Origin of the sequence: Bacillus sp. NH11B, from assembly GCF_001884205.1 — a bacterium.
In the GTDB taxonomy this organism is placed as follows: Bacteria; Bacillota; Bacilli; order Bacillales; family Bacillaceae_G; genus Bacillus_A; species Bacillus_A proteolyticus.
This window is the reverse complement of record NZ_MAOG01000130.1, coordinates 29,114-50,661: the sequence shown is the minus strand read 5'-3', so window position 1 is coordinate 50,661 and position 21,548 is coordinate 29,114. Positions and strand designations below refer to the sequence as shown.

20 protein-coding genes are annotated in these 21,548 nt (G+C 34.9%); 2 read left to right on the top strand and 18 right to left on the bottom strand.

Annotation, left to right across the window (positions count from 1 at the left end):
* Positions 1-21 precede the first annotated feature (21 nt).
* Positions 22-1,422, bottom strand: a complete 1,401-nt coding sequence (gene pdxR / locus BAU27_RS23755) for a MocR-like pyridoxine biosynthesis transcription factor PdxR (RefSeq protein WP_071743824.1) — start codon at positions 1,420-1,422, stop codon at positions 22-24.
* Between the two features lie 120 nt (positions 1,423-1,542).
* Between pdxR and BAU27_RS23750 the strand changes: the two genes are divergently transcribed.
* Both BAU27_RS23750 and BAU27_RS23745 read left to right on the top strand, forming a co-directional pair.
* Positions 1,543-2,469, top strand: coding sequence for a DMT family transporter (locus BAU27_RS23750; protein WP_071772153.1), 927 nt, complete (start codon positions 1,543-1,545; stop codon positions 2,467-2,469).
* Between the two features lie 115 nt (positions 2,470-2,584).
* Positions 2,585-3,109 carry a DUF4871 domain-containing protein gene (locus BAU27_RS23745; RefSeq protein ID WP_071772152.1) on the top strand — a complete coding sequence of 175 codons (525 nt, stop codon included), beginning with the start codon at positions 2,585-2,587 and terminating at the stop codon, positions 3,107-3,109.
* A gap of 293 nt (positions 3,110-3,402) precedes the next feature.
* Here the strand turns inward: BAU27_RS23745 and BAU27_RS23740 are convergent, their stop codons facing one another.
* The 17 genes from BAU27_RS23740 to BAU27_RS23660 all read right to left on the bottom strand — a co-directional run bounded on the left by BAU27_RS23740 (position 3,403) and on the right by BAU27_RS23660 (position 21,504).
* The gene (locus BAU27_RS23740) at positions 3,403-4,605 is read right to left on the bottom strand and encodes an NAD(P)-dependent malic enzyme (RefSeq protein WP_071772151.1); all 1,203 of its coding nucleotides are present in this window, start codon (positions 4,603-4,605) and stop codon (positions 3,403-3,405) included.
* A gap of 59 nt (positions 4,606-4,664) precedes the next feature.
* The gene (locus BAU27_RS23735) at positions 4,665-6,011 is read right to left on the bottom strand and encodes a 2-hydroxycarboxylate transporter family protein (protein ID WP_071743828.1); all 1,347 of its coding nucleotides are present in this window, start codon (positions 6,009-6,011) and stop codon (positions 4,665-4,667) included.
* A 122-nt stretch (positions 6,012-6,133) separates the two neighbouring features.
* Complete coding sequence (locus BAU27_RS23730; RefSeq protein WP_071743829.1) at positions 6,134-6,841, bottom strand: response regulator; 708 nt, start codon at positions 6,839-6,841, stop codon at positions 6,134-6,136.
* Between the two features lie 2 nt (positions 6,842-6,843).
* Positions 6,844-8,442, bottom strand: a complete 1,599-nt coding sequence (locus tag BAU27_RS23725) for a sensor histidine kinase (RefSeq protein ID WP_071772150.1) — start codon at positions 8,440-8,442, stop codon at positions 6,844-6,846.
* A 393-nt stretch (positions 8,443-8,835) separates the two neighbouring features.
* Complete coding sequence (locus tag BAU27_RS23720) at positions 8,836-9,564, bottom strand: C39 family peptidase (protein ID WP_071772149.1); 729 nt, start codon at positions 9,562-9,564, stop codon at positions 8,836-8,838.
* A gap of 43 nt (positions 9,565-9,607) precedes the next feature.
* Positions 9,608-10,429: a transporter gene (locus BAU27_RS23715; protein ID WP_071772148.1), complete on the bottom strand. Its 822-nt coding sequence runs from the start codon at positions 10,427-10,429 to the stop codon at positions 9,608-9,610.
* A gap of 236 nt (positions 10,430-10,665) precedes the next feature.
* Entirely contained in the window at positions 10,666-11,937 is a 1,272-nt protein-coding gene (locus BAU27_RS23710; RefSeq protein WP_071772147.1) for a sensor histidine kinase, read from the bottom strand.
* The gene (locus tag BAU27_RS23705; protein ID WP_071743864.1) at positions 11,934-12,605 is read right to left on the bottom strand and encodes a response regulator transcription factor; all 672 of its coding nucleotides are present in this window, start codon (positions 12,603-12,605) and stop codon (positions 11,934-11,936) included. Before BAU27_RS23705 ends, BAU27_RS23710 begins: the two co-directional genes overlap by 4 nt.
* A gap of 212 nt (positions 12,606-12,817) precedes the next feature.
* Entirely contained in the window at positions 12,818-13,522 is a 705-nt protein-coding gene (locus BAU27_RS23700) for a metallophosphoesterase family protein (RefSeq protein WP_071772146.1), read from the bottom strand.
* Between the two features lie 407 nt (positions 13,523-13,929).
* Complete coding sequence (locus tag BAU27_RS23695) at positions 13,930-15,306, bottom strand: ABC transporter substrate-binding protein (protein ID WP_071772145.1); 1,377 nt, start codon at positions 15,304-15,306, stop codon at positions 13,930-13,932.
* Positions 15,307-15,333: 27 nt separating this feature from the next.
* Positions 15,334-16,155 (bottom strand): carbohydrate ABC transporter permease, encoded by an 822-nt coding sequence (locus BAU27_RS23690; RefSeq protein ID WP_071772144.1) that lies wholly within the window; start codon positions 16,153-16,155, stop codon positions 15,334-15,336.
* Entirely contained in the window at positions 16,152-17,084 is a 933-nt protein-coding gene (locus BAU27_RS23685; protein WP_071772143.1) for a carbohydrate ABC transporter permease, read from the bottom strand. Before BAU27_RS23685 ends, BAU27_RS23690 begins: the two co-directional genes overlap by 4 nt.
* The gene (locus tag BAU27_RS23680) at positions 17,084-18,181 is read right to left on the bottom strand and encodes an ABC transporter ATP-binding protein (protein WP_071772142.1); all 1,098 of its coding nucleotides are present in this window, start codon (positions 18,179-18,181) and stop codon (positions 17,084-17,086) included. Before BAU27_RS23680 ends, BAU27_RS23685 begins: the two co-directional genes overlap by 1 nt.
* Entirely contained in the window at positions 18,178-18,744 is a 567-nt protein-coding gene (locus BAU27_RS23675) for a glycerol-3-phosphate responsive antiterminator (RefSeq protein ID WP_071772141.1), read from the bottom strand. Before BAU27_RS23675 ends, BAU27_RS23680 begins: the two co-directional genes overlap by 4 nt.
* Positions 18,745-19,052: 308 nt before the next feature.
* Positions 19,053-19,733 carry a GNAT family protein gene (locus tag BAU27_RS23670; protein ID WP_071772140.1) on the bottom strand — a complete coding sequence of 227 codons (681 nt, stop codon included), beginning with the start codon at positions 19,731-19,733 and terminating at the stop codon, positions 19,053-19,055.
* A gap of 132 nt (positions 19,734-19,865) precedes the next feature.
* Positions 19,866-20,738, bottom strand: coding sequence for an ankyrin repeat domain-containing protein (locus BAU27_RS23665; RefSeq protein WP_139254680.1), 873 nt, complete (start codon positions 20,736-20,738; stop codon positions 19,866-19,868).
* Positions 20,739-21,000: 262 nt separating this feature from the next.
* On the bottom strand, positions 21,001-21,504 hold the full coding sequence (locus BAU27_RS23660; RefSeq protein ID WP_071772139.1) for a nitrous oxide reductase accessory protein NosL: 504 nt from the start codon (positions 21,502-21,504) through the stop codon (positions 21,001-21,003).
* Positions 21,505-21,548 lie beyond the last annotated feature (44 nt).

Sequence of the window (21,548 nt, the reverse complement as noted above, 5' to 3'; positions counted from 1 at the left end):
TCCATTTATGAGGATGTTTTTTTACTTCCTTGTAAACCATGCTGTATATAATAATTGAATAGCCTCTTCAATTTCTTCCTCTAATAAAGTCGCAAATCCAAGCAATACTGTATTTTCGGGGGAAGTCCTTTCCTTATAATACATCGAAACAGGATATACTTTAATACTCCTTTCAGCTGCAGCTTCCACTAACTCTTTCTCTTCCATCCCATTATGCACTTTTAATAAAATATGTAGGCCAGAGTCCTCCCCTATTACTTCAACTCCATTAGAAAAATATTTTTCTATTACCGAAACAAGACGGTCCCTCTTCTTTCGGTACACAACACGCATTTTATGAATATGTTTTTCCCAATGCCCATCATTTAAAAATTTCTTAATGACCTCTTGATCCATTCTTGAAACGCTTTGTGTATAAAATAAATATTGCTCCTGATACTGCTTAATGAGCGGTTTTGGCAACACCATATAACTCATCCGTAATGATGGCAATAGCGCTTTAGACAGCGTACCCATATAAATTACTTTCCCATCTCTATCTAACCCTTGCAGCGCCGGAATCGGCTTTCCTGAATATCGGAATTCACTATCATAATCATCTTCAATAATATATCTTCCTTCTTCTTTTTTCGCCCATTGTAAAAGCTGCATTCTTCTCGTAATTGGCATAATCATCCCGCAAGGAAACTGATGCGAAGGTGTAACAAATACAACATTTGCATGACTATCAGTTAACTGTGACATACAAATTCCATCTCCATCTAAAGATAACATTTGGACATTTTGTTCCCCTTGCTCAAAAACAACCATTTTCCGATGGTACCCAGGATTCTCAACTGCATAACGACTTCCCTTTAACAGCTGAAATAACATTTTTACTAATATTTGTGTACCCGCTCCTATTACAATTTGACTAGCTACGCATCGTACACCTCTAGATTCATACAAATAGCTCGCGATTGCTTCTCGTAAACTTACCTCCCCTTGCGGATGTCCAATAAAAAGTAAATCTTTATTTTCAAATTGCCATACCTCGTTCGTAATTTTTCGATATACATGAAACGGAAAAGTATTAGTATCCACACCCGTTTGAGTGAAATCAAATTTATACTCCTTATCTTGAAAAGGTGCTTCTCCTATTACCTCTTCGCTACCTTCCGCATGAATCATTTGCTCGATTTCACATGCAAAATATCCTTTTCTAGAAATCGACTCAATATATCCTTCCGCAAGAAGTTGCTCATAAGCAGCTTCAACTGTATTTTTACTCACTTGTAAATATGTTGCTAGCTTCCTCTTAGCCGGTAATTTCGTAAAAGCCGGAATCGTTCCATCTTTAATCTCTTTTTTTATATACTCATACAATTGTACATACAATGCCGTCTTACTATTTGCATTCAAATTAGGCGTTAATTCTAACACAATAACTGACCCCTCTCAAAAACACATAACTGATACTTTTTACAGTACCAGAAGTTCTATATAATTCCTTTTATCATGTAACGCATTAATAATCAAATACTAGAGAGGAGATGCATGATAATGAACAATGGTAGACGCATTGGACTTATGATGATTATTACAGGAGCTACCCTATGGGGATTATCTGGTCCCATGATTCAGTGGCTATTTCAACATACTAACGTATCATCACTTGATTTTTTAACAATTCGCCTGTTGCTCGCTGGAATATTCATTTTATCTTTCTTGCTTATTAAAAAACAAAACATATTTCACATTTGGAAACACCCTAAACACTTTATACAACTTATAATTTTCTCTATTCTTGGCATGCTTGGTGCGCAATATGCCTTTATCGAAACAGTTCATATTAGTAATGCGGTCACAGCGACATTATTTCAATTTCTAGGTCCTGTTCTTATTACCATTTATGTCGCATTTGGACAAAGAAAATTCCCTGCTTCTATGCAACTACTCGCAATTATAACTGCCCTAACGGGAACGTACTTTATTATTACAAACGGTTCAATTGAAAATATTGTTTTATCGAAAGAAGCCATTATTTTTGGTCTATTAACAGCAATTGGATTTGCATTCTATACCCTTCATCCAGCTTCTCTTATTAAAGAATGCGGAACAACTGTAGTAATTGGCTGGGGGATGTTAATCGGTGGAATTGCCCTTCTTATTTGTAATCGCTCGTTTGAATGGAATCAGCTTTCACAAACTTTTACACCAAAAACTTTTTCTATGCTTATTCTTATCATCACAAGTGGCACCCTTTCTTTCCTTCTTTATATCGGCAGTCTGAAATATTTAGCAGCAACAGAAACGAGCATTTTATCTAGCATTGAACCACTTGTAGCAGCCATCGTTTCAATCGCTTGGCTAAATGAATCTTTTGGAGCCTATCAATTATTAGGCGGCGTATGTATCATTCTTTCTGTTATTTTCTTAACGATGCCGCAAAAAGAGAATGAGCCAACCTTTACAACTGAACAAGTATAGAAAATGTCAAAAGAGGTCGTACAAAACTTACGACCTCTTTTTATACTTTAAAGGAATTGTCCCGCTTGCTAGCAAATACAATTACACTAACAATAAAAATTAGGAGTGTGGCAACATGAAAAAAATCGGAACTATGCTACTTTTCTCCTTCCTCATTACTGGCTGCGCACAAGTGCAACCAGATTCAAATGTACCTAAAAAAGAAGTACTAGAAACGTCATCCTCTCAAATTAACGCACCTTCCTTTTTTCATCTTAGTGTTTTAAAAGATGTAAATTGGGAAGAAGCACCTTCCTTTACAGAGGGGAAAATGCCCTTAAAAGGCATTGAAGGAAAAATTGCAATGGCTGATAGCTCTATTATCGCAAATGAACAAAATGAAATAATGTGGTTCTTCCTAGATCCTGAAATGCCAACTGGAAAACTGTCTATTATCGCGTTAAAACAAGGAACTACAACTCCAACACCAGTACTCTTTCAAAAAGAAACTTCCAAACAAACTTGGACTACTTCAAATACAGTCGATACAACCATAAAGGAACTCCCTCTCGTAATGTCACTACCTTCCTCTGGATTATGGGTATTAAATATATATGTGAATGAAAAATATTATGATCAGTTTGTAATCAACGCCGAATAAAGTGACAAAACTGAAACACTTCCTTACAACAATGTAATTTCTACGTCACGTACTTCGATAGTTGGATTATCTCTCTTCTCTTATACTTAAAGTAAGAAATGAAGCGAGGAGAGATGAGAGATGAAAAAAATGATAGAAGTGATCGTAGCAGTAACTGAGGTTTTAGTAAATGGTAAACAAGTTGCAATGGAATTAAATAAATAATGAAAGGGGCTTGAATAAATTTACACTTCTTCATTGTTTTGATTTCTTATCTCAAAAAAAGCAGTGCCTTTTTAAGGCGCTGCTTTTGACTATTTATAACTTGGCATTTTCGTAATTTGCGCCACTCCTGAATCAATGGCTGCTTTTGCTACTGCTTCTGCAACACTTGGAACAACTCTTTTATCTAATGGATTTGGAATTACATAACTCGCATGAAGCTCTTCATCCGTAATGATGTTAGCGATTCCATATGCTGCCGCTAATTTCATCTCTTCTGTAATATCAGTCGCTCGCACATCTAACGCACCGCGGAATATTCCTGGGAACGCCAATACATTATTTACTTGATTCGAGTAATCAGAACGTCCAGTTCCTACTACAGCTGCGCCAGCTGCTAATGCATCTTCTGGGAATATTTCTGGAATTGGATTCGCCATTGCAAACACAATCGCTTTCCCATTCATCGTCTGTACAAGTTCTTTCGTTAATACGTTAGGAGCAGATACGCCAATGAAAATATCAGCTTGATGAATCGCTTCTTTTAGCGTTCCGCGTACATGTTCGCGATTCGTCCGCTTTGCAACTTCTACTTGTGCTTCGTTCATCCACGCTTCACCTTCACAAACAATACCTTCTAAACTTACTAATGTAATGTGTTTTGCGCCAGCTTTTAATAATAATTTTCCAATTGCAATTCCTGCCGAACCCGCACCGTTAATAACAATTTTCACATTATCCATTTGTTTACTTACGACTTTTAGTGCATTAATAACAGCTGCTAAAACGACAATAGCTGTTCCATGTTGATCATCATGGAATACAGGAATATTCGTTTCTTCTTTTAATCGTTTTTCAATTTCAAAGCAACGTGGCGCTGCAATATCTTCTAAATTGATACCAGAAAATGTAGGCTCTAAATTTTTCACAAGGGTAACGATTTCATCTACATCCGTCGTCCCTAGACATAATGGAAAAGCATCTACATTCGCAAATTTCTTGAATAAAATACTTTTCCCTTCCATAACAGGCATTGCCGCTTTCGGTCCAATGTTCCCTAAACCAAGTACTGCAGTTCCATCTGAGACAACCGCTACCATATTCCCACGTGCTGTATAGTCATAAGCCGTTTCCTCATCTGCTGCAATTGCTTTGCAAGATTCCGCCACGCCTGGTGTATAAGTCAGGCTTAAATCATCCGCTGAATTCACTTCCACCTTACTTGTAATTTCAATTTTCCCTACTAACTCTTTATGCAATAACAATGATCTTTCATTAATTTGATTTTCTAACATACTTATAATCTCCCCTTAATTTGACAAGCTAGCTATATGAATATAGCTAGCTTGTTTAATCATGAAAACATTTTCAATAAAATTGTCGCTGTTACGACCACTGCTGCCCCGCCTAAACGCGTTGAAATTTGCGCAAAAGGCATTAATTCCATACGATTTGAAGCTGATAGAATCGCGACATCTCCAGTTCCACCTAAACCACTATGACATCCCGTTACAATTGCTGATTCAACAGGATACATTTTCATCACTTTCCCTACAAGAAAACCTGATGCTACCATTGTAAGAACAACTGATGCACACACAGCAACATATCCTACTGAAAGAACTGCTGCTACGTCTTTTAACGGAATGTATAGCAATCCTAAGCCGACCATTAACGGCCATGTTAAATTTTTTGAAATAAATTTATATAAATGGAATGCTCCTTGCTCCATTTTTGCTGGCATTAATTTAAAGTACTTCACAAGTGCTGCTGAGAAAATCATAATAATTGCCCCAGGAATACCGATGAACTTAGAAGCGAATCCTCCAAAGATGAAGAACGTACATGCAATCAATAACCCAGCTCCCATTAATGAGAAATCAATTGGTTTTTCTGTATTTTGCTCTTTTAATAACTCTGCCTGATTATCTGTTTTTACTAATACACCATTCCCACTAAGCTCAGGTCTCTTCTCACCTAAACGCTTCATATAGCCTGCGCTCACAATTGCAAACATATTCCCGATAATAGCTGCAGGAATAAGTTGTGATACAAATGTTGCTGATGGCTCATTTAAAATATCACCGTAAGCTAACGATAATGGTAAAATCCCTTCCCCAATACCACCACTCACAATTGGTACAATGATAAAGAAGAATGTCTGCTTCATTTCAAATCCAAATAGTGAACCTACTAATAGGCCTACTGCTATAGAAGCTAGCGTCCCTACCACTAAAGGAATAAACATGCGAACGAAACCTTGTACTAATACTTTACGGTTCATTCCTAAAATACTTCCAACTACTAAACAAGAAATATATAAATATAAAAAGTTCGATTTTTTCATTAACATAGTTGCAGCTTCCATTGAAGCTGGATTCATCCAGTTAAAAAATACAAGTAACGATGGAACAAATAACGAAAGAATTGCTGGACCACCGATGTTTTTTAGAATTGGAATTCTCATCCCAATGTCACCTAAGAAAATCCCCATGATCATAATAACTGCAAATCCACCAATCATATCTGCTGGCAATTTATTATATACAGATGCCCCATAAATAATAGCAGCCAATACTACATATAACGGTAAAGGTATTACACCGATTTTTACATTCATAATTTTAGAAGCAAACGATTCTCTTTGTACCTCATTCTCCTCAGGAAATGATACCGCTTCCACATTCTTTTGAATTTCCATATGGCACCCCCTTGTTTTCTTAATAACAATATTAAAACGCTTTCAATAGTAAAAATAGTTTTTGTAAGTTTTGTAATTGGTTTTGTAATTAAAAAAAGTATAAGCGACTTATAATAAGTCGCTTATACGTAAAACTCTATTTTATTTTGGTCAATGCATCTTAATTTACTCACAGGTCTTCCCACATGTTGGTACACCATTTCGTTTTCTAACACTCCAATTTCAGTCAAAAACATTACATACTTCCGAATAGAAACTCTTGAAACCCCTACTAATTGCGCCATTTCATCTGTTGTAAAAGCTCGTCCATTCAGCGACTCGATCTTCTGCCAAATTAATTGCAACGTTTGCTTCGTTAATCCCTTTGGAAGTTCTTTATTAACAAAAGATTCTCTTTTTTCTTTTTGCAAAATTAATGAATCTAATTCCGATTGACTAATTTTTTGTTGTTCTTTCATAAAAGTGAGTTTTTCTCGATATATAGTTAATGCCTCTTTAAATCGTTCAAATGTAAATGGTTTAATTAAATAATCCACAACCCCATATTGTAATGCTTTTTTTATACTCCCCATATCATGTACAGCTGAAATCATCATAATATCGATTTCTTTTTCTTGATTCCGAATATACATTAAAAGCTCGAATCCAGTCTCTTCAGGCATAAAAATATCAAGTAATACTAAATCTACTCGTGACTTTTCTAATGCTTCTATCGCCGATTTTACCGAATTAACTGCATGAACAAGTTCAAACCCTCCTACTTGCTCTAAATAATGTGTATTTAACATCGCTACCATCGGGTCATCTTCTACAATTAAAACTTTAATCATATTTACCTCTCATCCCTACCTTTAGGTATTTCAATCGTTATTGTCGTCCCCGTTCCTAACAATGAATGAACATAAATTTCCCCGTTTATTCGCTGTATGCTTTCCTTTACAAGATGCAAACCATACCCCCGATTATCCCCCTTTGTAGAATAACCTTTTATAAATAATGCATCAATTTCATCTTCTTTTATGCCTTTCCCCGTATCTTGTACTGTAATGATTAATGTATCCCCATATTGTATTCCAATTTCAACCTGCTTCTTCTCACAATTTGTCACTGCGTCTAATGCATTATTAATTAAATTTCCGACAATAGTGATTAGTTCATGAATGATACGTTCATCATATATTTCTGGTAAGTAAGAATCTTCTTTTATAATTAACTTTATATTTTTCTCTCTAGCATAACTAAGTTTACCTAGTAAAAATCCAGCAAATACTGGGCTTTGAATTTTTTTCATAATCCCCCCAATTTCATATTGATGCTCTGATACCATACTACTTACATATTTCTGCAATTCTTCATACTGTTTCATATGCGTTAACCCTAATACGACATGCATTTTATTCATAAATTCATGAGATTGTGCCCGTAAAGCTTCCGCATATAGCCTAATACCAGTTAGTTCTTCTGCCAATTTTCTAATTTCTGTTTTATCACGAAATGTTGCAATTGCACCAACTATTTCTCCTTTTACATATAAAGGAACACGATTAGTAACAATCGTAATCCCATAAATTTTTTGTTCCTCGTTTAATTGTACCTCTCCTGTTTGCAACACTTCTTTTATACGTGAATTCGGCATATACAATTCAACATCTTTACCAATAAAATCTTCTTCCAGTCCACTTTTTTTAAATAGCCGTTTCGCTTCATTATTAATTAACGTTACTCTCGCCTCTTTATCTACAGCGATAATACCTTCCTTTACAGATTGTAACATCGTATTTCTTTCCTCAAGAATTTTCGCTATCCTGTGTGGCTCAAGACCGAATAAGCTTTTCTTTATATGCCTAGCTAGCAATATTGCTCCTATAATTCCGACTAGTACTCCAACTCCAACACCAATATAAATAATATGTCTACTTTCCTTAACCCTTTCTTTTACATTATCTGCTGAAATACCGACAGCCACCGCTCCAATTTGTTCACCTGTTTCAGAAAATATTGGTACAAATACTCGCATTGAAATACCTAAAGTTCCTTCTGCTAGCGATACATGTTCCTTCCCTTTCAATGCAGGTCCCTCATCTCCCCCAATAAAATGATGACCTATTTTTTGAGGATTTGGATGCGATTTTCTTATTCCATCCATATCCATAACTACAATAAATTGAACATCCGTACTCTTTAATAGCTTATTTGTATACACTTGAATCAAAGAGGGATCTACCTTCCCCGCCAACCCATCAATTACAATAGAATCATTTGCCACAATACGTGCAATCGTTTTTGCCTTCTCCGCCTGGCTTTCCTCTGTCGTTCGTTCAACATTATGGCTAATTAAAATATCTGTTACGAGTAAAGAAAAAATTACAACTGTGCACACTAATAATGTAATCGTTTTCCATAAATTCCATAGTTTTTTTCTTTTTTTCATCCCGTTAATAACTCCCCTAATTGCTGAATAGAAAAATAAGTAAGGTGATATTATTTTCACCTTACTTATTTTCTGTTATTATACTTTAATTTCTTATAGTTCTTCTGTAACCTGTTCAATTTCACCAATAGCATTCGTTACTTCATTTTCATCGCCTGCTAAACCTTTCATTGTTTCTGCTGCTCAATTAATTTTAGAAACAAAATATAATAATAACACGTATTTTTTTTATTGATTATGCATTTTTACATATGTAATTATTCTTCAAAGTTTAAATTACAAAATAAGAGAACTTCCATACATAGAAGTTCTCTTTCTTCTTATCAATTTTACTTCTTTAAAACACTTCTCACAAAACCTTCTTTATAATCTGTATACCCTTATTCCCTTACTTTACTTTGAACTTTTCACATAACTAATTGCTTGGCTCCCCATCTGCACCCATGCCTGTTCAAAGTCTTCTCTCGGTACCTTTACATCTAAGCTATCATTGAGAGGATCTCGAATATATACAGATTCCTTATCATACCCAACAAGTACAACACAATGTTCATTATAGGTAATAGAAACATCTCCACTATTTGTTTCCCATATAGTAAATTCATCCTCATCTAGTGGTGCAAATGTTGCATTCGTAATCATGACTACTGGTTGCCCAGCTTTTACACTCTTATAAATCTCTTCTATACTCTTCCCTGTTAAATCCACAGCTTTATTCGGTAAATATATTTTCGCTAACTGAAAAAGTGGTCCATGATATACACCGTATCCCGATTCAGAAAGCGTATAAATGTTCCCAACAAATCCTTCATTCGGATTCCCGCGTACACCATCTTCTATAAAGTTAACTTTTTTTATTTCATTTGCTAATTTCATCTTATCTGCAGAAACACCCGCATATTGTAACATCATCGCTAAGCTTGTTACTTCGCAGCCTCTCTCTAACTCTGGTAATTGCTGAATTAAAGGCACATTTGATAAAATGACTTTTTCATCGTTATTACTAAACTCTGTTCGTTTTTGACTTTGTATACTTGAAAATAGTAACCCCTTTACTTTCTCCACATACTTTGTAATTCCATTTGTATATGCACCCCATATCCCTATACAAAGTACGGCCATACATATATACCACTTCCATTTTCGTATCACCCTCACGCCCTTTTTAATTCGTTAAATACGAATAAAACGCATCAGCATCTGTTTGAACCATAGGAACAAACTTAAGCTCTTTTCCCTTTTCAGGTTGTTCAAGATTTATCTTCTCCGCCAAATCTTGAATATTCAAATTCTCTCTATCCATACCAAGCTCATCCGCCATTTGTATTACCTTTTGTTCATTGATTTCTCTTAATACTTGATATATATCTTTCCCATATAAATCAATATGATATTTTTTTGCTTCTTCTTGTACTTTTTGTTCGTACACTTCTTGTACTAACTCTTCTATTTCTTTCTCTTTATGAGAGATACCTAACTTATCTGCTTCTTCTCTTACTTTTGTTCCGTAAATTTCTTCCTCAATGTCTTCTATTTCTTTTCCATTTGTCGAAATCCCTAATTTATCTGCTTCTTCATTAATTTTAATCGTATTAATTTGAGTAATTAAATTTACAATCGATGTATTCTCTATAGATATGCCTAATTTTGATGCTTCTTGCTTCACTTTTGTTTCATAGATTTCTTCTGAAAGAGTCCCAACATCTTTTCCTTCAATCGAAATTCCTAACTGTTCTGCTTCTCTTCCTACTTCCGTTTCATGAATTTCTTTTTCTAACGTGATTTGCTCTTTGCCTTCCGTTTCAATACCTAGTTTCTCTGCTTTTTCTTCTGTATGCACTGCATGTATCTTACCATTGTTTAATTGTTCTTTACTGCGCTGCGCGTAATCTGTCTTTCCTTTTTGTGCTTCAGAAGGAGAGGCACCCCCTAATATACTTAAACTCATTACTCCAATAGTGAATACCGTCATCATTTTCTTTTTCATATTTACTTCCTCCCTCTTTCACTGTCTTTTCCATCATTCCCATAATTTTTTTAATACTATACATACATCTCACCGCTGCTTGAGGTAACATTATGATTGATAAAATCTACTCAAATACACTTCTATAATCGTTTCTTCCTGTAACGAACTTTCTATATGCAATACATACTATAAACAATTCCTTAACTTTCCCTTAAAAAAAAGACGACCTTGTAAAAACAAGGTCGTCTTCTCACTTATATTCTTTGGTTTTTAGGAAAAATCACTTCAAAGCAAGTACCATCTCCCCATTTGCTCTCTACTGATATTTTTCCGTAATGCTTTTCTACAATCCAATTGGCGATTGAAAGGCCTAATCCGGCACCTTCTGATGCACTTCTCGCTTTATCACCTTGATAAAAACGATTAAATAATTTTGGAATATCCTCTTCTTTCACCCCTATTCCATCATCTTTCACCTGTATACGAATTGAACCGCCCGTTTGCATGCAATCAATTTGAATATGCCCACCTTCATTCGTATACTTCATCGCATTATCTAACAATATGACCATCATTTGATGTATTCTCTCTCTATCACCCATAAACGATATATCACGTTCTACTGTTAATATCATCTCTTTTTCTTGATAAGAGGCAATTTCTTTATATGGATCTACTATTTCCTCTAACAATTTATCTAGTTCAAATGTTTTCTTATCCATCTCAATTTGATTAGAATCCGAACGCGCTAACAATAATAAATTGCTAACTAGTTTCGATAATCGCCTACATTCCTTTGAAATTGTAGAGATATCCATCGCCTTTTCTTCTATCGTAGCGGATGGTGACTGGAATAACACATCCGTTTTTGATTGAATAACTGCAAGTGGTGTCCTTAATTCATGTGATGCATCAGACACGAACTGTTGCTGCTTTTCCCATGAATTTTGAATAGGTATGAGCGCTCTACCAGCTAGGAAAAAGCCGATACCTATTGCACATAGACTTCCTATGCTACAACCAATAACAAGAATTAAAAACAATGTACGCAGTACTTCTGTTTCAGTCGTAGTTTCACGTAATATTTGAAATGTGACATTCTCTCCCGAACGTATAGTTTCTTTGACTGCCACGGTTCTATAACTTTTTCCTTTTATTTCTATATCATAGAAATCTCCAATTTTTTTGGGGGATAGCTTTATTTTGTTTTCTTTCAGAAAACTACGATCTCGAACTCTCGGATCAATCTCTCGCAATTGCTTACTTTCGTCCCATATTAAGTAAAAAGCTTTTGAATCCCCTATACGTAATTCTTTACCCACCTCAAATCGTGGAGGTCCTAGTGGCTTTTCTCTCGTTATCTTTATAATAAAGTCCTTTATCGATTCATCTACTCCCTTATAAATTTCATTGGATGTATATGAATACACTAAACTTCCTAACACTCCAATTAATATAATAAACACTAACGAATTTAATATAGTCAGACGAATGCGTGTTTTTTGAAACATACTTCCTTTTTTCATTGTTCTTTTAATATATATCCAATACCTCGAACGGTTTGAATATCTTTCTGATAACCGAATGGTTCTAATTTTTTACGTAAATGATGCACATACACTTCTACAATTGCTACTGTCGTATCTGAATCAAAGCCCCAAACACGATCGAAAATTTGTTCACGCATTAAAATCTTACCGCTATTTTGAATGAGATACTCTAGTAGCTCATATTGTTTCAATGTCAGCTTAATACCTTGTCCATCCACTTGAACGTCTTTATCTTTTCCGAACAGTTCAATCCCCTTATAGCGAATAGTTTGCTGTGTCGTTAAACTACCACTTCTGCGTAGCAAAGCACGAATTCTCGCTTTTAATTCAGGAGCCTGAAATGGCTTAACAATATAGTCGTCTCCACCAAAATCCAATCCTTTCACCCGGTCTTCCAAAGAATCCCTCGCTGTCAAAAACAGGACTGGCGTTTCAATCTTTTCATCACGTATTTTTTGAATCACTTCAAATCCGTCCATTTCTGGCATCATCACATCAAGTAGGATTGCATCATAAATGTTTTGCAGTGCTAAAAATAATCCATCTTCTCCATTCAACGCTGTATCTACTTCAAACTCATCACGTAAGATTTGGACAATAGACTCTAATAAAGAAGCATTATCTTCTACTACAAGTAAGCGCATATTCTCACCTTCCACAATCTATTTCAATTCTTTTTATTATTACATTTCTTCTCTTCATAACGAAAGAATGTAATCATATTATGTAATTTTATTTTTAACTATTTCCTTCTAAGGTTTTGCTTGATATAGAATTTTGAACCTTTATTATAAAAGCTCTTTCTTAAATTTTGCTTAATAAAAAATTGAAAGAAATAAGATTTCACTTATCGCTTTCAATTTTTTACTACATACATCTTTTTACTCGGCAACTCCAAACAATTTAACTGGCCACCATACACAGCACCGCCATCAATCCCTATAATACGGTTATCCCCAAAATACACATTACAATTATCATTTCCATGGAGCGTCTTTGTTTCCGTATGGCCAAATACAACAACCTTTTCGCCACTATACCCACTATGAAACTCATTACGGATCCACATTAACGTATATGGTTCAGATTCAGAAACTCGTTTCATTGGCTCAACACCAGCATGTACAAAGATATACTCTTCTGTTTCAATGTAATGATCTAATTCTTGAATAAACGTTACATGTTCCTCTAATATATGAGATTGTAAAATCGGTTTTTGGAAGTTTTCCTCATTAACCGCAATGTCTTCTTCTACAAATCCATAGCTATATAACGTTTTATCTCCACCATTCCTTTTTACCCAATGGTTCCATGAACGTTCCTCATCTGTCGTTAACGCCTTAATCATCATATCTTCATGATTTCCCTTTAAAACGAAGGCTCCCTCTTCTTTTAACTCTTTTACCTTTTCAATGACAGCACTTGCATTCGGGCCACGATCTACATAATCCCCCAACAAAATTAGTTGATCCTGTTTTGCATCGTAGTGAGCTTCTTCCAATAATTGTTCGAACTTTTCTATTTCTCCATGAATATCACTAATAACAAGAATTCTTTTCATATTATCCCCTTCTTTCTAAAACATTCTCTTTCTAATTATAATTCAAAAAGACAGAAATTTCCGAATCACATTTATTACAAACTAAAACTATTATCCTTACAACAATGTAAGTCTCTTGTCATCCAATTCGATAGTTGCAGTTACTGCATTTCCTTATACTAAAAGTAAGAAATGAAACAAAAAACAAGGAGAGATGAGATATGAAAAAAGTGATGGAAGTTGTAGTAGCGGTGGCAGAGGTTTTCGTAAATGGGAAACAGATTGCAATGGAGTTAAACAAATAATGAAAAAGACAAAATTCATTCTAGACCCTTTACTCATATAAAAGAGATAAGACTTCATCATTTCTTTGATCCCTTATCTCCCTATAAAGAAAGCCGCATCCTGAAAAAGGATGCGGCTTTCTCTTATTTTTGACTCGTACGAGCTGAAATACTAATTGCTCTATCTGTTGCTTTTGCAGCTTCATCTAAAGCTTCTTTACTATTCTTTCCGTCATACATTGCTTCTAATGCTTTTACAACTGCATCTCTTGATTCTGGGAATACACTAATTAATGCCCCTTGAGTTGCTGGAGATTGCTTCGTCGCTTGCAATTGTTCTACTGTTACTTTTAGCTGTGGATATTTTTCGTATTGATCTTTTACTAACGGCTCATTATATGCATCTGGATTAATTGAGAAATACCCTGTTGCTGTATGCCATTTTGCTTGTACATCTGGCTTCGTTAAATATTTCATAAAGTCCCAAGCACCTTGTTGCGTTTCTTCTGAAACCATATTCGTCATCCATAATGATGCACCACCAATAACAACACCATTTCGCTTTGAATCTTCTGGATACGGAATATACGAAACGCCTACATTAAACTTAGATGCATCAATTAAATCACGAACACCAGCTGAAGAATCTAAATACATAGCAACTTGTCCAGACTGGAACGCGGCACGAATATCATCCCAACTTGCTCCATACTTTCCTAGTGCACCAGCTTTATTTAATTCATCTAACATCCCAAATACTTTTTGGCCTTCTTTTCCGTTAAATACCGCTTTCTGTGCAGCATCTTTACGACCATTTTCATTATCTACATATAAAGCACCTTGTGTCGCTAACAACTCTTCAAAAAACCAACCATAGTTCAGCATTGAAAATCCATACTGCTTTACATTTCCGCCGTCTTTAATCGTTAACTTTTTCGCCGCTTCTTTTAACTCAGCATATGTTTGCGGAGCTTTCTCTGGATCTAATCCAGCCTTCGCGAAGGCATCCTTATTATAAATTAATACTGGTGTAGATGAATTAAACGGCATAGAATACATTTTTCCATCAACTGAATAATAGTTCGTAATTGCTTTTTCTAATTTTGATGTATCGTACTTATCTTTTTTAATCCAGCTATCGATAGGCGTAATCTTTTTGCTATCAATCATATACTTCGTTGTAATTTCACTCGATTGAACAAGAGCTGGCGCTTCTTTCGTTGCAGACATCGTTTTAAACTTCGTTAAAGACTCTTCGTATGTTCCTTGAAACTCTGCCTTTATCTCGTATTTATTCTGCGACTTATTATAGTCTGCAACAAGCCCATCTAGTACACCTTGTGTTTTTCCACCCATTGCATGCCAGAAACGAATTACAGTTTTATCACCATTCTTTTCAACTGGAGCTACTTTTGCCTGTGCTTCAGGCTTACCCTCTGTTTTACTATTTGAACAAGCTACCCCGGTTAATGCCATTGTGGCTGCCATTAAAAGAGCAGCACTTTTTTTCAATAAACTCATCTCAATTCCACCTTTTCCTATGTATGCTTATTTAATTGCACCTTTTGTTAATCCTTGTTGTAATTGCTTTTGCCCTAAAAATAGTAAAATCAACGTTGGAATGACGATAACCGTAACACCGGCCATTACACTGCCCCAATCAGTTGCAACCTCTTGAGATTGAAGCTGCTTCACACCAATTTGAACTGTTCTTACTCTTTCATCAGTGGTCACTAAGAGCGGCCACAAGTACATATTCCATGTTGTTAAAAAGCTATATACTCCAAGCGTAATAAAACTCGTTTTACAATACGGAATTACAACTCTGAATAAAAACCTTATATTTCCAATCCCTTCAATAAAAGCAGCTTCTTTCAATTCATTCGGAAGCGTCATAAAATGTTGACGTAGTAAGAAAATACCGAAAGCTGTTGCAAAAAATGGTACTGTCATCCCAGCAAAGCTATTAATCCACCCGAAGTTTTGAATCGTTAAAAAGTTCGGTACCATCGTTGCTTCCCACGGAATAAGCATCGTTGAAATAAACAAGAAGAAAATTACGTTTCTTCCTTTAAACTGGAGAAAAACAAAAGCATAAGCCGCTAAGCTTGACACAATAAGTTGTCCAATCATAACAACTGTCGATACAATTAAACTGTTATATAAGTATGTAAAAAGCGGTACTTTTTGAAAAATATTAATGAAATTATCAAAAGTAAATTGAGTTGGAAATATCCTTCTCATTTGAATATCATCTGGTGTCATAAAGCTTATTACAAACGCATACAGGACAGGAAAAAACACCATTACTGCACTAATAATGAGCAGCATGTATAATAGGAAATTTTGTTTCCACTGTTTAACGATCATTTATAATGCACCTTTCTCTCAGCAAACTTGAATTGAAGTAATGTAGCAATGAAAATGAAAACAAATAATACCATCGCTTGTGCACTTGCTGTTCCAAATTGATGATTTACAAATGCCTCTTTATAAATCGAGTACACAATTAAATTCGTTGCATCATTTGGTCCACCGTGCGTTAAAATATCAATTTGTCCAAAGCTTTGGAACGCACTAATTAACGTTACTGTCACAATAAAAAATAAAGTTGGTGATAGCATCGGTAATGTAACGCGGCGAAGCTTATATAAATAGCTAGCACCGTCTATAGATGCACTCTCATATAAAGACGTATCAATATTTTGTAAACCGCCTAATATAACTAAAAATGCAAATCCTGTATTCACCCAAACTGTTGTAACCGATACAGAAAACAGTGCCCATTCTGGACTCGTTAACCATGCGATTGCAGGAAGATTCATAGCGGCCAATATATTATTAAATAGCCCTACGCTTGGATGAAATAAAAATAGCCAAATCACTGCACTAGCAGCTACTGATATGCCCATTGTTGAAGAAAACAGGACTCGAAATAATGCAATACCTCTTACTTTTTCATTTGCAAGTAATGCAAGAAATAAGGCGAATATAATACTAGTAGGCACTGTATATAAAACAAATAATAACGTTGACTTTATACTTTTGTAGAAAGCAGGATCAGAAAATAAATATTGATAATTTTCTAAGCCCACGAAAAGATTAGCTTCTCCATGTATATCTGTTAAATAAAAGCTATAATAAATCGTCCTAAACAATGGATAGAAAAGAAAAATCGAAAATAGTAAAATAGATGGCGCCAAAAACAATAATCCTATTCTTAAATCTTTCGTTCTGCCCCATAAACTCTTCTTTTTTGACACTGTTGTTTGAACTGGTAACTTACTTACTTCAATCATTATTTCGCCACCACTTTCAACTCTTCTTCAGCCATCACTTTTAATCGTTCATTCGTATTTTGGTGAAAGAAGCATAGTTTATCTTGTGAGAATAATAATTTTACTTTGTCACCTTTGTTCAGAGGTAACTGCCCGATAACTTTCGCACTCCAAGTTGCACCATTTACCGCAAAGTTTAATATAGATTCATTTCCTAATACTTCTATAGATTGTAGCGTAACTTCTTGTCCTTCCTCAGACAATGCAATATGCTCAGGACGCATGCCTACTCGAATTGTTCCTTTTGGTAATTGCTTTAACTGTCCAATAGATAATGGAATTTGTAATTGCCCTATATGTAATACGCCTTTTTCTTTATCCACTTCTCCATCATTTATATTCATAGAAGGAGAACCTATAAAACTTGCAACAAATTCGTTTGCTGGTTCGTTATATATATCAAGCGGTGTTCCAACTTGCTGTATACTTCCTTTATTTAAGACCATGATACGATCTCCCATAGTCATCGCTTCTATTTGATCGTGAGTAACGTAAATCATCGTAATTCCTAGTCGTTGCTGAATTTCTCTAATTTCAATCCTCATTTGCGCACGTAATTTCGCATCTAAATTTGAAAGTGGTTCATCCATTAAACAAATCGGTGCTTGACTCACGATCGCCCTGGCAAGCGCAACACGCTGTCTTTGTCCGCCTGATAATTGGCCCGGTTTCATTTTCACATACTCTTTCAGTCCTACCATTTTAATAGCTTCCATTAATCGTTTTTGTCGCTCTTCTTTTTGTACTTTCCTTACCTTGAGTCCAAATAAAATATTTTCTTCTACAGTTAGGTGTGGATATAATGCATAATTTTGAAATACCATTGATAGATTACGGTCTTTCGGCTCCAAATCATTTGCAACACGTTCATTAATCATTAAATCTCCCGAAGAAATTTCTTCTAAGCCAGCGATCATTCGTAGTAATGTACTTTTTCCACATCCCGAAGGTCCAACTAAAACAAAAAATTCTCCCTTCTTAATATGAACCGATACGTCTTTAACCGCTGTCTCTTCCGCATTTTTATATACCTTTGAAATATCTTTCAATTCGATCACAAGGTTGCACTCCTTTTTTCTTCTTGTATCCATACTTCATAATGACTCGTTGAAATCGCACTTGCTCCTGCACGAATGGCAATTTCCGCATCTTCCCGCGTTTGAATCAATCCACCTGCAATAATAGGAAATTCTATTTCCCCTGCTAGCTGTTTAATGATAGAAGGCATAATTCCAGGCATAATCTCTACCGCATTTGGTTTAGTCGTTTTACAATTTTCAATTGATTTTGTAAAAGATAAAGTATCGACAATAAAAATACGTTGAATCGTTTTTAATCCAATTTTATTGGCATTTCGAATTGTCGATCCCTTTGTTGAAATAATACCTTGTGCTCCGATAACATCTTGAATATACAAAAGAGCTTCTTCTGCATTCGTATTTAAACCTTGTATAAAATCACAATGAAGAAATACATCATGTCCATGTTTCTGTAATTCATATACACGCTCTGGTAACTCCAGCATTGAACCCGTCATAAGAAAAACTGTTTTCGGTAATTTTTTGTATGCTTTATACCCTTTCGAATCCTTTATCATCGCAATATAAGGTTCTTTAAACATTTATTCCACCTAGCTTTTCTATTTTTATCCAAACTAAAAACACCTACTTACATAGAACACCTTTCTCCTTATTTGAACTCTAGGGAATAGAGCACACCTAAGAAAGTGGCACGTTATATGTAAGCGGGTGTTCCCAAATGTTCTCTACCCTAGTTATTTTGTTATCTTTACTATATTACGCATTTATTAAGTCAGTTTTGATAAATTGTTAATTAGGTGTTAATCAAACGTAAATATTCACCATATCATCATTTACATTAATCTATATATACGAATATAACCAAACGAAATACAACGATGTTTAAAATTCACTCCATATGTAAGTTCATGCCATAATTAATGAGTTTTAGTTTTCTTGCCACTGCTTGCGAAGCAAAGTTATCCCAAGAAGTGCTATAAAGCGGAATGCGCTTTTCTTCTTGTATTGATATTGCCCAGGCTGTAACGACATCAACACCATATCCATTCCCTTGAAACTCCGCTAAAGTTTCCACACTTGCCTCAGCAGCTATGGGCGTACTTCTGGCACTGCAACATATAGAAACTACCTTTTCATTTTTTACAATTGCAAAATAAGGTTGCCTCCATTCCATCTGTTCTATTAGATTAGGAAAATTTTCTCGCAAAAGCTCTTTATTCTTCTCTGTTATTTGTATTGTTCTAGTTGGTTTATTTAAATTATTTGGAAACATGTAAGCAGGACCCACCCAAATATTCTCCACCGTTCTCTCTTCATTTAATACTTTAATGATTTTTGCTATCTCTATATGTTTTGGATGTTCTCGAATTAATTTCTCGATCTTACTTACCATTTCATCATGCAGTTTATAATGATATCTCGTTATATTCCCTTCACGAGTTCTGCTCAGAAAAAAACGTGGTGCTTTCAGATTTCCATTTTCATTTACACACTTTATTCTTCCTACTTGATTATGAACAAATAAAACCTCTGCTTGAATTGCTATTAACTCAAGTTCTGAAAATTTCATTTGTAGCCTCCTCGATATAGCATCCATCCATTTTTTCAAAACAAAAATCCCATTTAAATACACATTACTGAATCCATCATACTAAAATGACTTCTTCATTCTGTCTATCTAAATGGGATTATTTCGTACTTGTTATTCCGCCAGTTGTGGTTGCGGCTGTACTACTTCATTCGCTCCAGCTATCCTCAACATATTCGTAATATCTTTAAAATCTCTTTTTTCAGCATATTGCAGCGGCGTAATATTTTCCTTATTGGCCATATTTACATCTGCCCCGTGGTCAATAAGCATTTGAATTACTTTCTTATGACTTTCACTACCATTTCCTAATACAATTGCTTCTAATAAAGCTGTTCCACCACGTTCATTCTTATAATTCACATCAATATCTGTATGCTCTAATAATTCTTTAACAACCTCTACATGGCCACGCTCAGATGCAGAAATAAGTGCTGTTCCACCTGACTTAGTCGTTTCTTTCGTATTAACTCCTGCATTAATTAATACTTTTACAATATCCGTATATCCTTCTCTACTTGCATAAAGAAGTGGATTGCTTTGTTTCTCATCTTTAATTTCAATATTAGCACCTGCACCAATTAATGCTTTAACTGTTTCTACATGATTTTGATACGTCGCTGCAAGGACAGGCGTTTCTCCGTTGTCACCTTCTACATTGATATTCGCTCCATCTTGGATCAGCTTCATAGCTGTTTCTGTATCTCCAAGTGTCGCAGAAAGTAGCAACTGTTTGTCCATTAAATTTATACTTTTTTCTTCTTTAAATTCTTCCTGTTCTTTATGCTTTTCTTTTTTCTTTTCGTTTTTCACATGAACCGGTTTTGATTCTGACTCTTCTTGCTTATCGCAAGCCACTACCGTCATTAAAAGTCCTAATAACATACATAATAAAATTTTTTGTTTTCTCACAACTACAGCTCCTATGAAAGATAATGTTTTCTTAACCATTCCTCCATCACATACAAAAATTCTTCTTGAGTACATTTATCCATAAGCCCTTTAGATTCCTTCTTTAATCGGATTATCCTAAACTTATATCGATGTTTCTCAACCTATATTAGCGAAGCAATTAGTTTAGCACGTTTTTACCGCATTTGTATACATTTCTAAAAAGTACATAAATGATTGCTTTAGGTTACTATATTCCATTGTAACCGTTCTTTTAAATATTTTACACCTTTTATCCTCTTATTTTCATCTCATTAATAATAGAAAAAGACAACTATATAGTTGTCTTTTTCTATTATTAATGATGCCCACCGTGATTCCCTGTTTTCGGTTTCCCCATCATCTCTTTATTCATTTCCCATTTATGCTCTGTTAGCTCTTTATACGAAAGAACTTTCCCCTTATAGTTAGATACAAAACTCTCTGCATCTTTTTTATTTTTAAAAGAAATTACATTATAAGCCATTGGTGTCGTTATTGTTTTATCATATACGTAAGTGGCATCTTCTAACGAAATCCAATCTTTCGAATCATAATCTCGAACAAATTTTTCTTTCGTCTTTTCACCTGAATTAATCTCCATCCATTTATACATACAACCAATATCATCAAACTTTAAAGCTTTTCCATTTTCTAAAATGATTTCTGTTGCAAATTGATTATCCGTTACCCCAATTTGGCAAATATCACACTTATCATGTTTCTCATCAATTGCCACAGCTGTTGTTTCCTTTTTCCCACATCCCACTATCGTAAATAAGAAACATAAACATATAGCAAGCACAACATACTTTATTCTCATCACTATTCCTCCCTAAAAACCGTATACTCCACAAGGAGAATATC

What these genes read in the sequence shown, in the direction of transcription:
- BAU27_RS23685 (WP_071772143.1), bottom strand. Translation starts at nt 17,084, where the DNA reads ATGATTGAAGTAAGTAAGTTACCAGTTCAAACAACAGTGTCAAAAAAG.
- BAU27_RS23735 (WP_071743828.1), bottom strand. Translation starts at nt 6,011, where the DNA reads ATGGAAATTCAAAAGAATGTGGAAGCGGTATCATTTCCTGAGGAGAAT.
- BAU27_RS23695 (WP_071772145.1), bottom strand. Translation starts at nt 15,306, where the DNA reads ATGAGTTTATTGAAAAAAAGTGCTGCTCTTTTAATGGCAGCCACAATG.
- BAU27_RS23675 (WP_071772141.1), bottom strand. Translation starts at nt 18,744, where the DNA reads ATGTTTAAAGAACCTTATATTGCGATGATAAAGGATTCGAAAGGGTAT.
- BAU27_RS23665 (WP_139254680.1), bottom strand. Translation starts at nt 20,738, where the DNA reads ATGTACTCAAGAAGAATTTTTGTATGTGATGGAGGAATGGTTAAGAAA.
- BAU27_RS23705 (WP_071743864.1), bottom strand. Translation starts at nt 12,605, where the DNA reads ATGCGCTTACTTGTAGTAGAAGATAATGCTTCTTTATTAGAGTCTATT.
- BAU27_RS23660 (WP_071772139.1), bottom strand. Translation starts at nt 21,504, where the DNA reads ATGAGAATAAAGTATGTTGTGCTTGCTATATGTTTATGTTTCTTATTT.
- BAU27_RS23745 (WP_071772152.1), top strand. Translation starts at nt 2,585, where the DNA reads ATGAAAAAAATCGGAACTATGCTACTTTTCTCCTTCCTCATTACTGGC.
- BAU27_RS23690 (WP_071772144.1), bottom strand. Translation starts at nt 16,155, where the DNA reads ATGATCGTTAAACAGTGGAAACAAAATTTCCTATTATACATGCTGCTC.
- BAU27_RS23700 (WP_071772146.1), bottom strand. Translation starts at nt 13,522, where the DNA reads ATGAAAAGAATTCTTGTTATTAGTGATATTCATGGAGAAATAGAAAAG.
- BAU27_RS23670 (WP_071772140.1), bottom strand. Translation starts at nt 19,733, where the DNA reads ATGAAATTTTCAGAACTTGAGTTAATAGCAATTCAAGCAGAGGTTTTA.
- BAU27_RS23740 (WP_071772151.1), bottom strand. Translation starts at nt 4,605, where the DNA reads ATGTTAGAAAATCAAATTAATGAAAGATCATTGTTATTGCATAAAGAG.
- BAU27_RS23730 (WP_071743829.1), bottom strand. Translation starts at nt 6,841, where the DNA reads ATGATTAAAGTTTTAATTGTAGAAGATGACCCGATGGTAGCGATGTTA.
- BAU27_RS23715 (WP_071772148.1), bottom strand. Translation starts at nt 10,429, where the DNA reads ATGAAAAAGAAAATGATGACGGTATTCACTATTGGAGTAATGAGTTTA.
- BAU27_RS23720 (WP_071772149.1), bottom strand. Translation starts at nt 9,564, where the DNA reads ATGGCCGTACTTTGTATAGGGATATGGGGTGCATATACAAATGGAATT.
- BAU27_RS23710 (WP_071772147.1), bottom strand. Translation starts at nt 11,937, where the DNA reads ATGAAAAAAGGAAGTATGTTTCAAAAAACACGCATTCGTCTGACTATA.
- BAU27_RS23725 (WP_071772150.1), bottom strand. Translation starts at nt 8,442, where the DNA reads ATGAAAAAAAGAAAAAAACTATGGAATTTATGGAAAACGATTACATTA.
- BAU27_RS23750 (WP_071772153.1), top strand. Translation starts at nt 1,543, where the DNA reads ATGAACAATGGTAGACGCATTGGACTTATGATGATTATTACAGGAGCT.